General features: G+C 59.7%; 10 protein-coding genes. 7 read left to right on the forward strand and 3 right to left on the reverse strand.

Going from position 1 to position 11040, the window contains the following annotated elements:
* Positions 1 to 17: 17 nt before the first annotated feature.
* The 6 genes from NH395_RS15000 to glp all read left to right on the forward strand — a co-directional run bounded on the left by NH395_RS15000 (position 18) and on the right by glp (position 6799).
* Positions 18 to 2873 carry a formate dehydrogenase subunit alpha gene (locus tag NH395_RS15000; RefSeq protein WP_253025997.1) on the forward strand — a complete coding sequence of 952 codons (2856 nt, stop codon included), beginning with the start codon at positions 18 to 20 and terminating at the stop codon, positions 2871 to 2873.
* A gap of 65 nt (positions 2874 to 2938) precedes the next feature.
* Positions 2939 to 3553, forward strand: coding sequence for a formate dehydrogenase FDH3 subunit beta (gene fdh3B / locus NH395_RS15005; protein ID WP_253025999.1), 615 nt, complete (start codon positions 2939 to 2941; stop codon positions 3551 to 3553).
* Positions 3554 to 3564: 11 nt separating this feature from the next.
* Positions 3565 to 4662: a formate dehydrogenase subunit gamma gene (locus NH395_RS15010; protein WP_253026001.1), complete on the forward strand. Its 1098-nt coding sequence runs from the start codon at positions 3565 to 3567 to the stop codon at positions 4660 to 4662.
* 88 nt (positions 4663 to 4750) lie between these two features.
* Positions 4751 to 5074: a DUF1244 domain-containing protein gene (locus NH395_RS15015; protein ID WP_092824335.1), complete on the forward strand. Its 324-nt coding sequence runs from the start codon at positions 4751 to 4753 to the stop codon at positions 5072 to 5074.
* Positions 5075 to 5079: 5 nt separating this feature from the next.
* Positions 5080 to 5601 carry a molybdenum cofactor biosynthesis protein B gene (gene moaB, locus NH395_RS15020; protein WP_253026003.1) on the forward strand — a complete coding sequence of 174 codons (522 nt, stop codon included), beginning with the start codon at positions 5080 to 5082 and terminating at the stop codon, positions 5599 to 5601.
* Positions 5594 to 6799: a gephyrin-like molybdotransferase Glp gene (gene glp, locus NH395_RS15025; protein ID WP_253026005.1), complete on the forward strand. Its 1206-nt coding sequence runs from the start codon at positions 5594 to 5596 to the stop codon at positions 6797 to 6799. Before moaB ends, glp begins: the two co-directional genes overlap by 8 nt.
* 13 nt (positions 6800 to 6812) lie before the next feature.
* On the opposite strand, the gene NH395_RS15030 is transcribed toward glp, so the two are convergent.
* From NH395_RS15030 to NH395_RS15040, 3 genes are read right to left on the reverse strand one after another with little or no spacing between them, the layout of a single operon-like run.
* Positions 6813 to 7979 (reverse strand): glutathionylspermidine synthase family protein, encoded by a 1167-nt coding sequence (locus NH395_RS15030; protein ID WP_253026007.1) that lies wholly within the window; start codon positions 7977 to 7979, stop codon positions 6813 to 6815.
* 18 nt (positions 7980 to 7997) lie between these two features.
* Positions 7998 to 8609: a DUF1190 domain-containing protein gene (locus tag NH395_RS15035; protein ID WP_253026009.1), complete on the reverse strand. Its 612-nt coding sequence runs from the start codon at positions 8607 to 8609 to the stop codon at positions 7998 to 8000.
* A gap of 15 nt (positions 8610 to 8624) precedes the next feature.
* Positions 8625 to 9038 (reverse strand): DUF350 domain-containing protein, encoded by a 414-nt coding sequence (locus tag NH395_RS15040; RefSeq protein ID WP_253026011.1) that lies wholly within the window; start codon positions 9036 to 9038, stop codon positions 8625 to 8627.
* A 351-nt stretch (positions 9039 to 9389) separates the two neighbouring features.
* Here NH395_RS15040 and NH395_RS15045 point away from each other — a divergent pair, with 351 nt between their 5' ends.
* On the forward strand, positions 9390 to 10985 hold the full coding sequence (locus tag NH395_RS15045) for a solute:sodium symporter family transporter (RefSeq protein ID WP_253026013.1): 1596 nt from the start codon (positions 9390 to 9392) through the stop codon (positions 10983 to 10985).
* The last annotated feature ends 55 nt before the right edge of the window (positions 10986 to 11040 follow it).

Genomic DNA, 11040 nt, shown 5'->3' on the forward strand with positions numbered 1-11040 from the left:
ATGCCAGGAGAATTGCCATGCGTTTAACTCGCAAAACAGACACTCCCAAAGCACCCGGCATGGGGATTTCGCGCCGCCAGTTCATTCAGCGCAGTGGTGTGGCGACAGGCGGTGTGGCCGCCCTAGGCTTTATGGGCGCGCCCATGATGCGCCGCGCGGAATCGGCGGACAAAACGCCGGTGCTCGACTCCCCCGTGGAAACCAAGCGCACGATCTGCTCACACTGTTCGGTGGGCTGTGGCGTGTATGCCGAAGTGCAGGAGGGGATCTGGACCAAACAGGAACCGGCCTTCGACCACCCGATCAACCGCGGTGCTCACTGTGCCAAAGGCGCTTCGCTACGCCAGCACGGCCATTCCAGTCGCCGCTTGAAGTACCCCATGAAGCTGGTGGGCGGCGAATGGGAGCGCATGAGCTGGGAAGACGCGGTCAACGAGATTGGCGACAAGCTGCTCGAGCTGCGTGAAGAGCACGGCCCGGATAGCGTTTACTGGCTGGGGTCGGCCAAGTTCAACAACGAGCAGGCCTACCTGATGCGCAAGCTGGCGTCGATGTGGGGCACCAACAACACCGACCACCAGGCGCGTATCTGTCACTCCACCACCGTGGCCGGGGTAGCCAATACCTGGGGCTATGGGGCGATGACCAACTCGCTCAACGATACCCATAACAGTAAAGCGATTCTGTTCATCGGGTCGAACCCCTCCGAAGCGCACCCGGTGGCGATGCAGCACTTCCTGATTGCCAAGGAGCGTAACAACTGCCAGATCATCGTGGCCGACCCGCGCTTCACGCGTACGGCCGCCAAGGCCAATAAATACGTGCGGCTGCGCCCGGGTTCCGACGTGGCCTACGTCTGGGGCCTGCTGTGGCACATCTTTGAAAACGGCTGGGAAGACAGCGAGTACATTAACCAGCGCGTTTACGGCATGGACGATGTACGCGCGGAAGTGGCCAACTTCCCGCCGAACGTCGTCGAAGACATCACCGGCGTCAGCGAACAGGACATGTTCGACGTTGCCAAGACCCTGTCCGAGAACCGTCCGGGGTGTGTTGTCTGGTGTATGGGCGGTACCCAGCACACCACGGGTAACAACAACACCCGCGCTTACTGCATCCTGGAACTGGCGCTGGGCAATATCGGCGTGGCCGGGGGCGGCGCCAACATCCTGCGCGGTCACGACAACGTCCAGGGCGCTACCGACCTGGGGCTGGGCTCCGATTCGCTACCCGGCTACTACGGCCTGGCGGAAGGCGCCTGGCAGCACTGGGCCAACGTCTGGAACGTTGACTATGAGTGGCTGAAAGGTCGCTTTGATGACACCGAGTATGCCGACGGCAAGCCCATGAACAGTGCCGGTATTACCGTATCGCGCTGGGTTGACGGGGTACTGGAAGAAGACGAGAACATCTCCCAGCGTACGGCGCTCAAAGCTATGTTCTATTGGGGCCACGCGGTCAACTCCCAGACCCGCGGCGTCGAAATGCAGCAGGCGATGAAAAAGCTCGAAATGATGGTCATCGTCGACCCGTACCCGACCGTGGCGGCCGTCATGCATGACCGTACGGACGGCGTCTACCTGCTGCCGGCCGCGACCCAGTTCGAAACCACTGGCAGCGTGACGGCGACCAACCGTTCCCTGCAGTGGCGCGACAAGGTCATCGACCCGCTGTTCGAGTCCAAGCCCGACCACGAGATCATGTACCTGTTCGCCAAAAAACTCGGCTTTGGCAACGAGCTGGTCGCCAACTACGAGATGAACGGCGACGAACCGCTGATCGAAGATATTCTGCGCGAAATCAACGCTGGCATGTGGACCGTCGGCTACACAGGTCAAAGCCCGGAGCGCCTGAAGGAACACCAGCAAAACTGGCACACCTTCAGCTTTGAAAACCTGCGCGCCGAAGGCGGCCCGGCGGATGGCGATTATTACGGTTTGCCCTGGCCCTGCTGGGGAACGGCCGAGTTCAATCATCCCGGCTCGCCCAATCTTTATGATCCAAGCGTACCGGTGATGGAAGGTGGCATGGGCTTCCGTGCTCGTTTTGGCATCGAGCGGGACGGCGTCAATCTGCTGGCTGAAGGTTCTGCGCCGGTGAATGGCGATATCGACGATGGCTATCCGGAGTTCAACGACCAGTTGCTGAAAGACCTTGGCTGGTGGAACGACCTTACCGACGCTGAGAAACAAGCGGCGGAAGGCAAGAACTGGAAGACCGATCTGTCCGGCGGTATTCAGCGTGTCGCCATCGAGCATGGCTGCGCCCCTTACGGTAACGCCAAGGCGCGGGCCGTGGTCTGGACCTTCCCGGACGCAGTGCCGAAACACCGCGAGCCGCTTTACTCGACGCGCCGTGACCTGGTCGATAAATACCCGACCTGGGACGACTTTGACTCCATCATGCGCCTGCCGACCATGTACAAGAGCGTACAGGACAGTGCCCCCTCGGTGGATGACTATCCGATCATCCTCACCTCCGGGCGCCTGGTCGAATACGAAGGCGGCGGTGAAGAAACTCGCTCCATGTCGTGGCTGGCCGAGCTTCAACAAGAGATGTTCGTGGAGATCAACCCGGCCGATGCCAATGATATCGGCATCAGCGACGGCGATGACGTGTGGGTCGAAGGGGCCGAAGGCGGCCGCGTGAAAGTCAAGGCGATGGTCACACCCCGTGTGGACCGCAAGGTCGCCTTCATGCCGTTCCACTTTGGCGGCATGTTCCAGGGCGAAAGCCTGGAAGGCATTTACCCCGAAGGTACTGCCCCCTACGTCATTGGCGAAGCGGCGAATACCGCGACCACTTATGGCTACGACCCGGTGACACTGATGCAAGAGACCAAGTGCACCATCTGCCGCATCGAGCGTGCCTGAGGCTCGCCCAGACCTGACAGCATCCACGGTGCGGGCGACATCCCGCACCGTATAAGGAGAACACCATGGCTCAAATGAAATTTATGTGTGACGCCGAGCGCTGCATCGAATGCAACGGCTGCGTGACCGCCTGTAAAAATGCCAATGATGTCGAATGGGGCATTCAGCGTCGGCGTGTCGTGACGCTGAATGACGGCGAAGCCGATGAAATGTCCATTTCGGTCGCCTGCATGCACTGTGACGATGCCCCTTGCATGGCGGTATGCCCCACCGACTGCTTCTATAAAACGGACGATGGCATCGTCTTGCACGACAAGGACCTGTGTATCGGCTGTGGCTACTGCCTCTACGCCTGCCCGTTCGGTGCGCCGCAGTTCCCGCAGCAGGATGCTTTCGGCGAGCGCGGCAAGATGGACAAATGTACCTTCTGCGCGGGTGGCCCTGCCGAAACCAAGGAAGAGGAGTACGAGAAGTACGGTGCCAACCGCATCGCCGAAGGCAAGCTGCCGCTGTGTGCGGAAATGTGCTCCACCAAGGCACTTCTGGCAGGCGACGCCCAGGACGTAGCGGATATTTTCCGTCAGCGCGTGGTGCATCGTGGCCATGAAGACGGTGCCTGGTCCAACAATCCCCAGGCCAGTGCCGACAACCTAGCCTATGATGCTGCCCGTAAAGGGTAAGGAGGCTTTCCATGAACCAGTTGACTGCTCAGGCACCCGGTGGGGTGCCGCATCCAAGCCGCTGGCAAGGAGTTTGGCGCTGGCTATTGTTGGCCTTTGCACTGGTGCTCAGTCTTGGCGTGACCCAGTTGGCGCATGCTCAAGAGGCTGACCCCAACCGTGAGATGAGCACGGCAGCCCCGGGTATCGATGCTGACCAGTGGCGGCAAGTGCGCAGTGGCGAGACAGGCCCCAACTACCGTGACTCGCGTTACGAGAGTAACTACAATCTGATCAACTCAAGCGGCGAAACCTGGCGTCAATGGCGTAACCGCTGGGTGTCGCCCTTCGGGTTGATCGTGATTGGCGGCATGATCGGGATCATTACGCTGTTCTACCTGATCATTGGTCGCAAGCATCTTGAAGAACCGCGAACGGGGCGCAAGCTGTTCCGCTGGCCGTTATTCATGCGTGCCTTGCACTGGTCGGTGGCGTCGCTGTTTATCGTGCTGGCCCTCACCGGTCTCAATCTGTTGTTTGGCAAGTTCGTCTTCCGTGGCCTGTTTGGCGATGCCTTCTGGGGATGGATGGTCGCTTCCTCCAAGGTGTTGCACAACTACCTTGGCCCGATCTTCGGTGTGCTGTTGATCGTGTTGTTGGTCAGCCTGATCAAGGACAACATGCCCAAGAAGCACGATCTTGAATGGTTCAAGAAGGGCGGCGGCCTCGTCGGCAAAGGGCACGTGGACGCTGGCTTTGCCAACGGCGGTGAAAAAGCCTGGTACTGGCTGTTGGCCTCGGTGGGGCTTCTGGTGGTTGCCAGCGGCTTTGTCCTCGACTTCCCCAACTTCGGTCAGGGACGCGACACCATGCAGTGGGCGAACCTCGTCCACGCGGTGGGCGCCCTGGGGCTAACGGCCGTGTCGGTCGGTCATATCTACATCGGTACCCTGGGTACGGAAGGCTCGCTGGAAGGCATGACCACTGGCTACGTCGATGAAACCTGGGCCAAGGAGCACCACAACCTGTGGTACGAAGAGGTCAAGGACCAGGCGGTCTCCGAGCAGGAGCTGGCTGACCGGAAAGCCTCGAAAGACGCAGGTGAATCACCCGCTCCTCGCTCCTCGTAAGGCGCGCTGGAATGTTGCAAAAGACACCGCCTACGGGCGGTGTCTTTTGTTATGCTGAGCTTAATTTCACACCATAGAGGTCACAGAGATGGACAAGTTTGACGATACCACCCGTACCGAGCTTGAAGCCGCTGCGTTTCGCCGCCTGTTACAGCACCTGGATGACAATAAAGACGTGCAGAATATCGACCTGATGATTCTGGCCGACTTCTGCCGTAACTGCCTGTCCAAATGGTTGGTGAGTGCGGCAGAAGCGCGGGGTGAACAGCTGACTTACGAAGAAGCCCGCGAATACGTTTACGGTATGCCTTACAGCGAATGGAAAGAACTCTATCAGCCGCCTGCAACCCCCGAGCAGATGGCGGCCTGGGAAGCCCACCACGCGAAAAAGAAAGCCGCGAAGCAGGAGTGAAGGCGATGGCAGAGGCAATGATTCCTTTATCGATCGCGGTGTTAACCGTTTCGGATACGCGCACGGAGGAGACGGACCGCAGTGGCCAGGCCCTGGTCGAACGCCTCTCTGAAGCCGGTCATCATCTGGTGGAAAAACGTATCGTACCCGACGATGTATACACCATCCGCGCCGTCGTCGCCCAGTGGATTGCCGATCGTAACGTGCAGGTGGTCATTACCACCGGTGGCACTGGCTTTACCGGCCGCGACTCCACCCCTGAGGCTGTCAGCGTGCTGTTGGATAAGCACATCGAAGGCTTTGGCGAACGCTTCCGCCAGCTCAGCGGCGACGAGATTGGCAGCTCCACCATACAAAGTCGCTGTTTGGGCGGGCTGGCCAATGCCACGGTGATCTTCTGCCTGCCGGGCTCCACCGGCGCCTGCCGCACCGGCTGGGACGGCATTCTGGCCGAACAGCTCGACAGCCGCCACAAGCCCTGCAACTTCGCCAACCTGGTCATCCCCGAGCGAGGCCAGCATGGCTGAGCTGCACTCCATCGAAGATGCTCTGGCCGCGCTGCTGGCGGATATCACGCCCGTGACGGCGGAGCGAGTGGCGCTTCCCGACGCGGCCGGGCGGGTGCTGGCTGAAGACGTTACCGCGCGGCTTGATGTGCCGCCGTATACCAACAGCGCCATGGATGGCTACGCGCTGCGGGCAGAGGATGCAGGACAGCGGCTGCCAGTCAGCCAGCGGATTGCGGCGGGCACGCCTGCCATGCCGTTGGCGCCAGGCAGCTGTGCGCGCATTTTTACCGGCGGTGAAATTCCCCCGGGGGCCGACTGCGTGGTCATGCAGGAGCGCGTCGAGGTGGAGGGCGATGCTGCCATCATTCCAGCGGATATTCCCGCTGGCGACAATGTGCGTCTGAAAGGGCGCGATGTGTGTCAGGGGGATGTACTGCTGAGCGCCGGTGAGCGTCTGGAAGCCGCCGCCCTCGGTCATCTGGCCGGGCAGGGGGTCACGGAGGTGGCCGTCCGCCGTCGGCCACGGGTAGCGCTGCTGTCTACCGGGGATGAAGTGATTGACCCCGGGACGCCGCTCAAGCCGGGGCAGCTGTATAACTCCAACCGCCCCATGCTCACGCGCTTGCTCACCACCTTTGGCGCTGAGGTGGTGAGCCAGATCAGCGTGCCCGACGATGCTGAACGCACCCGGGAACTGCTCGCCCAAGCGGCGGAAGACGCCGATGTGGTGGTCAGTACCGGCGGGGTGAGTGTCGGCGAAGAGGATCACGTGAAGGCCTCGCTCGAGGCACTGGGTGAGCTCACCATGTGGAAGCTCGCCATTCGGCCGGGCAAGCCGCTGGCGTTGGGCCGTCTACCGCGGCGCCAAGGCGGGCAGGCGCACTTTGTCGGGTTGCCCGGTAATCCCGTTTCCGGGTTTGTCGGCGCCTGGCTGTTTTTACGCCCCTTGATGGGCGCGCTATTAAACTGCCCCGAGCTGGCCGCGCTGCCTTGCGTTACCGCTCGGGCGGAGTTTTCGACGTCCACCGGCCCGCGACAGCACTACATGCGCGTGACCCTGACGTTTGACGCCGAGGGCGCCCACGCCAGGGCGTTTGATGACCAGAACTCGTCGGTGCTTTCCTCGTGCATTCAGGCCAATGCGCTGGCGGTGATCCCGCCTTACCGCGATATCGCCCAGGGGGATTCCATCAGCTGTTTATGGCTGATGAGCTGAAGATGAGCAACCATTAGACAATGGCGTGGGGCACAAAGCAGGAAGAATCCTTGGTGATGTGCCCGACGTCTTCGCGGATGCCCATGCCGCAGGCGCGGTCGCCGACGACCCAGCTGCCGATCAGCGCGTGATGATCACCAAAGCGCGGCATAGGGTGATAGGCCTGCCGAATCCAGGGGCTGTCGGTATAGGGGCCATCGACCGCTTCGCGCTGGCCCGTTGGGGTAATCAGTTCGACGTTGCTGCCTTCCCGCGAGAAAAACGGCTTGCGCACCCAGCCGGCGGGTAGCGGCGGGCTATCGGCTTTCTCGAAAAATGCCGGTAACAGGTTGGGGTGCCCCTCGAAGTGTTCCCAGAGCAGCGGCAAGATGCCTTTGTTGGATAACACTGCCTTCCAGGGAGGTTCAAACCAGTGAGTGTTTAGCTGGGGAACCCATTCTCCAAAGGCGTCGTCGGCCATTTCTTCCCAGGGATACAGCTTGAACAGCGCATGGATGGGCTGGTCGTCGAGGTCGACAAAATAATCAACGGCGGGATGTTGGCCAATATCCTCGATATGGATAAAGGGGGCGTTGAGGCCTGCCTGCACCGCGATATCCTGTAGGTAGTGCACCGTGGCGCGCTCTTCGGCGTTATCCTTGACGCACGAGAAATACAGCGTGCGGCCCTCGAGACGATCGCCCAGGTGTGCCATGGCATTGATCAGCCGCTCCTGGATCGAATTGAACTGGTCGGCGTGACGCGGCAGGGTGCCCTGGGCCATGGCTTGCTCAAGCCACACCCACTGGAAGAAACCCGCCTCGTAAAGCGAGGTCGGGGTGTCGTAGTTGAGTTCCAGCAGCTTGGCCGGGCCATCGCCGGAATAGGCAAAATCCATACGCCCGTAAAGGTGCGGCTGACCGGCTCTCCAGGAGTCATGGATGCTGTCCCACATGTGCTCGGGCAGTGCTAAACGCTGCATCAAGGCATTGGAGTGGCAGACCTTGTCGACCAGCTCCATGCACATCTCATGGAGCGCCTCGGTGGGTGCCTCTATGTCGCGCTCTACCTGCTCCATGGTGAACTGGTAGTAGGCGTTTTCCTTCCAGTAAGGCGCGCCCTCGATGGTATGAAAATGAAATCCCAGCTCGTGGGCCAGGGCTTTCCAGTTTTGCCGCTCCGGGATGTCGATTCTTAGCATGGTGAGCTTTGCTGGCGGCTAGGAGCCCCAGCCCCCTCCTGACGATGAACGCGAGCCAAATCCGCTACGCTGCGAAGAAGCGCGCACCGAACTGCGCATGGCGTCGTTACGCTGCGAGATTCGTTGGGTTGCCTGGTTTGACGCGGTGTTCCAGTTGCCCTGGTTCTGGCGATTGCGGTACACCGGCTCCTGATATACCCGCTCGAACGAGCGCCCACGGTTGGTGTTGGACATCATGCTGCCGACCATATAACCCATCATGGCAGGCATGAACCAACCACCGCCGCTGCTACCGGTTGCCGCCTGTGACTGCTCTTCGGTGGGCTCGGTACAGGCACCTTCGCCATGTTCTGCTTCACACTCTGCCAGGGTGTTGAAGCGTGGCACGTCCTCAAGCGAAGCGTCGTAGGCAGCCTCGCAGGTATTGCGCGTATAGATATCCGCGGCGACACAGTCCTCAACGCTCTGGAAACTGCGCGGCTCGTCAAACTCGATCTCGGTAATGTGTTCTTCCTCGGGGGGCTGCCCGCAGGCGGTCAGGCCAAAGGCGCTGGCGCCCATCATCGCGAGTGACAGGCGTGCGCTGCGTTTGCGTCTCGGCAAATGCGGTGTTTGATCGTATCTGGACATGTCAGCGGTTTCCCTTTACCACGTCATCGAGGCGGCGTTGAGCAAGCCAACAGCCGCGGCGATGCTTGCCATTAAAATGCCGTAAGCCTGGTGGCCTTCGGTAATATGTTGCGACAGGCTTTCGCCCTGCTTGCGTAGAAACAGCTTCACGCCGAAGAACGTTGCCAACTGGACGATAAACGCGACCACGCCCCACAAAATGAAGTCAACAAAGCTGATGGAGTTGGCCATGGCGCTGTACAGCGGGATGGTAAAGCCCAGGATAGAGCCGCCGTAGGCGGTCGCGGCCGCCGCGTTGCCCTCGCGAATCAGCTGCCATTCATGGTGCGGCGTGATGCGGCTATAGCAGTACATGAACGCGACCAACAAAATGATCGCCGCGACCAGGTAGGCAATAAAATACGGTAAACCCTGCAGGTAATGCAGCATGGACGTTGTTTCCTTGATGAAGGTTGAGACAGTTGATGAGCGAAGCGGGTGTTCAGAATAAGGACTGATCGTCACGCGGCCGAATCACCTTACTTTAACACTGTGAACGTTCAGCAGCGTAGCCAATCGTGACAACGGATAGTCCTTCGGTAGAGCGGGTTCAAATGTCTGATATTTAAAATTTTTTGTTAGAAAAACACCTCGTTACGCATTTTTTTGCGACTAAAGGCGAATAGAAGAATCGAGTCACCGTTCTACAATCTCTCGCCACTCGGTAAATTTACCTAAATCCACTGCGCTGATGTTTTGTGTTCCACGCGAGCATGCGCGACCGCCCCGAAGGATGTTCTTATGCATGCCCTCACCCTGGCGTCATTTCTATTCTTCACTTGTCTAGTGGCCTTCATCACCTGGCGCATTACGCGACGGGATGATCACAGCAGCACCAGCGGTTATTTCCTGGCAGGGCGGACGCTGACGTTCCCCCTGATTGCCGGGTCGCTGTTGATGACCAACCTGTCCACCGAGCAGATGGTGGGCCTGAACGGTTCCGCCTTCAGTGATGGCCTGAGCGTGATGGCCTGGGAAGTCGTCGCGGTCATTGCTTTGGTGGCTTTGGCACTGTTCTTCCTGCCGCGTTTCTTGAAAAGTGGTATTGCGACCCTGCCGCAGTTACTGTTGATCCGCTTCGATAAAGGCACGCAACTGATCGCCAACGTGATCTTCTTGATTGCCTACGCGGTAATTTTGCTGCCGATTATTCTCTATTCGGGCGCGGTAGGGCTGCAGGGCATGCTAGACCTGCCCGCGCTGACCGGTATCGAATCACCGACCACGTTGCTCTGGCTGACGGTATGGGTCGTGGGGATTGTGGGCGCCATCTATGCACTGTTCGGCGGGTTACGCACGGTCGCGGTGTCCGACACCCTTAACGGCGTTGGTTTGCTGATCGGTGGCTTTGTGATCGTCTACTTCGGCCTGCAAGCCGTCAGCGGTGGTGACGGCATCATGGAAGGCTGGAACACACTGAAGACCAGCAATCCCGACAAGCTCAACTCGATCGGCGGTAGTGATCAACAGGTGCCGTTCTTTACGCTGTTCACCGGTGTCTTCCTGATCAACCTGTTCTACTGGACGACCAACCAGCAGATCATCCAGCGGACCTTTGCCGCTAAAAACCTCGCGGAAGGCCAGAAGGGCGTACTGCTGACCGGCTTCTTCAAGCTGCTGGGCCCGCTTTATCTGGTGCTGCCAGGGATCATCGCCTACCACCTGTACGCCGATGATGGCATTCGCGCCGATGAAGCTTACGGCCACCTGGTGTTTAACGTGCTGCCGCCGTACCTCACCGGTTTCTTCGCCGCGGTGATGGTCGGTGCGATTCTGTCGTCGTTCAACTCCGCGCTGAACAGCACGACCACCATCTTCAGCTTGGGTATCTACAAGCAAGTGCTCAAAAAAGACGCTACTGAAGAGCAGGTGGTGAAGTCGGGCAAGGTGTTTGGCTGGATCATGGCCATTACGACCATGACCATTGCGCCGTTGCTGGCCGGTCAGGAGAGCCTGTTCGGCTATCTGCAGAAGATGAACGCGATTTACTTCATCCCGATTCTGGCGGTGGTGCTGGTGGGGCTGTTGACCAAGCGCGTGCCGCCGATGGCGGCCAAAATCGGCCTGGTGGGCGGCTGTTTGCTGATTGCCGCGGGCTACTTCGTGCCGCCCTTCGACAAGTTGCCGGCCGTCATGCACGAGTTCCATTTTGTCGCGGCGGTATTCGTGCTGTTGGTGGCGATGATGCTGGTGATTGGCAAGCTGCGTCCCCGCGAAACCGACTGGGTTCAGGAGCATTCTGGCGATGTTGACCTCACGCCGTGGAAGGGTGCGGTGCCTACCGGTATCGTGCTGGTGATACTGGTGGTCATCATGTACGCGGCGTTCGCTGGATAATTCATGTGACGGGCAGGTAACCCGTGACCGCTTAACGCCCCATGACCATTGATAC

The organism is Halomonas sp. Mc5H-6 (genome assembly GCF_024124705.1).
Lineage (GTDB): Bacteria > Pseudomonadota > Gammaproteobacteria > Pseudomonadales > Halomonadaceae > Vreelandella > Vreelandella subterranea.

Bases quoted from the DNA above. Each gene is read 5' to 3' on its own strand.
- NH395_RS15010 (WP_253026001.1), top strand. From the start codon at position 3,565: ATGAACCAGTTGACTGCTCAGGCACCCGGTGGGGTGCCGCATCCAAGC.
- NH395_RS15040 (WP_253026011.1), bottom strand. From the start codon at position 9,038: ATGCTGCATTACCTGCAGGGTTTACCGTATTTTATTGCCTACCTGGTC.
- NH395_RS15030 (WP_253026007.1), bottom strand. From the start codon at position 7,979: ATGCTAAGAATCGACATCCCGGAGCGGCAAAACTGGAAAGCCCTGGCC.
- glp (WP_253026005.1), top strand. From the start codon at position 5,594: ATGGCTGAGCTGCACTCCATCGAAGATGCTCTGGCCGCGCTGCTGGCG.
- NH395_RS15000 (WP_253025997.1), top strand. From the start codon at position 18: ATGCGTTTAACTCGCAAAACAGACACTCCCAAAGCACCCGGCATGGGG.
- fdh3B (WP_253025999.1), top strand. From the start codon at position 2,939: ATGGCTCAAATGAAATTTATGTGTGACGCCGAGCGCTGCATCGAATGC.
- moaB (WP_253026003.1), top strand. From the start codon at position 5,080: ATGGCAGAGGCAATGATTCCTTTATCGATCGCGGTGTTAACCGTTTCG.
- NH395_RS15035 (WP_253026009.1), bottom strand. From the start codon at position 8,609: ATGTCCAGATACGATCAAACACCGCATTTGCCGAGACGCAAACGCAGC.
- NH395_RS15015 (WP_092824335.1), top strand. From the start codon at position 4,751: ATGGACAAGTTTGACGATACCACCCGTACCGAGCTTGAAGCCGCTGCG.
- NH395_RS15045 (WP_253026013.1), top strand. From the start codon at position 9,390: ATGCATGCCCTCACCCTGGCGTCATTTCTATTCTTCACTTGTCTAGTG.